Below are 1,822 nucleotides of genomic sequence, written 5' to 3' on the forward strand. Positions count from 1 at the left end.
TTCCTTGCTTCGATCTTGGATAGCTCTAGTACGTCATTGATCAGTGTCAATAGATGGCTGCCGCATTGGTAGATGATGTTGATCCCATGCTGCTCTTTCTCTTGCAGTTCTTTGGATCGGCTTAGGATTTGGGCATATCCTAGGATCCCGTTTAATGGTGTTCTTAGCTCGTGGCTCATGTTCGCCAGAAATTCGCTCTTGGCTTGGTTGGCGCTGTCTGCTGCTTCTTTGGCTCTCTGTAGCTCTTCGGTTCTCTCTGATACTCGAATCTCTAGATCTTCGTTTGATTTTTGCAAAGCATTAAATGAGTCCCTAAGTTGTTGTGTCATTCGCTCAAAGGAAGTAGAGAGAATTTCGAGTTCATCCATACTTTTATTGATTTTTAATTCAGGATTGACTTGCTTATTCTCGTCTGACTCCACCAGTATCATTTGATTGCATTCTTCGACAATTGGCTGCAAGCGTCGATTCAAACGCCTTACAAACCAAATTACGACTAAGACTAAAATGACACCAGCTCCTAATGTTCCTCCTAAAGTAATGCTTAAAACTGGGAACACGACAACATTTTTGGGAACAACCGCTAGCATCAGCCAATTAGTTCCCGCTACGCGATCGTAAGCCCATATTTGTCCTTCTGATTCGAGAATTCCATTGCTATCCTGTATCTGCGACCAAATTGCTTGTAATTCAGGAATATCTCGGTAACTATCTCTGGCTTTTGCTTTTGCTACATCGGGTGGATAGCCCAGTAGATTACCCTTTTGACTGATTAAAGCAAAATAGCCTTGATCGTGGAATGCCTTATCCTTAATTTGTTGAGTAATGGCGGTCACATTAAGGTCACTTACCGTATAGCCCAATGTTTTCCCTTGATCATCAAAGATAAGATAGGTAAAGGTATCCATAGTAATACCATACCAATCATAGGGTTCACTCCATGCAGGCTTTCCAGCCTGAATACCAAATTTATAGTATTCCTTGTCTGGATAAAACTCCGCATCAATTACATCTAAATAGCGAATGTTTTCATTCGGGGCAGGCAAGCGATCGCCGACCGAATCAGGAGATCCCTGATCGACATAAAAATATGGATAAAACCATTTACGGTCAGCAATAATCCCATAGGGAGTTTGCCCAAATCCCGATCCCATCACAAGGGATGGACGTTTTTTAAAAAACTCAAATGTTAATCTTTTGTAATCCTTGGTGGTTATATTTGACTGCGATCGCATAATTTGCAGCGCAACTTGCATATTAGTCGTAAAGTTTTCCACTTGAGAAATTTGACTCTCAACCTCGCGCACCTTGATCCTCAATGTCTTCTGGATCTCATGTCTAGCTTGACTATCAAGCACTCGATAGACTAGTACTGACATGGCACTGAGTCCTACAAAAGCACCACCCAGCACATATATCATTAGACTAGTTCCAATTGACCGATGTGCTATGGAGTTTAATATTCCCGATTTATTCATCACTCGATCCTGCATAAAATAGATTTTGAGTTATTTTTGACTGTATTTATTTTTGACTGTATTTATTTACTTATTTACTTGGTAAAACATTACAAAACAGATTCTTTTTTCTTAAGGACTACCATCGTTTCGATCGACTAGGAAGATATCGACTTAGCAAGGCTTCGATATCTTCCGTTTTGAATCCCTTAGCCAGCAACTGCACCTTCTGGACAAACGGCAAATAGCGCTCATCCCTCTGTCCAATCAGCCCAGCGCTATCGCCAAGCTTCTTAAGCAACCCATCAAGGGCTAAATCCAACAACATTCTCAAATCCTCCTCTGGTGGCACGACAAAATCTTCT

General features: G+C 41.3%; 1 protein-coding gene and 1 pseudogene. Both read right to left on the reverse strand.

Annotated elements, in window-relative coordinates; translation table 11 throughout:
* The coding region (locus tag AC805_RS26260; protein WP_331459068.1) for a histidine kinase dimerization/phospho-acceptor domain-containing protein at positions 1-1,421 on the reverse strand (1,421 nt) is incomplete at its 3' end.
* Between the two features lie 175 nt (positions 1,422-1,596).
* Positions 1,597-1,822, reverse strand: a pseudogene (locus AC805_RS12110) (response regulator); the annotation flags it as partial.

Source organism: Pseudanabaena sp. 'Roaring Creek' (assembly GCF_001402795.1).
Classification (GTDB): domain Bacteria; phylum Cyanobacteriota; class Cyanobacteriia; order Pseudanabaenales; family Pseudanabaenaceae; genus Pseudanabaena.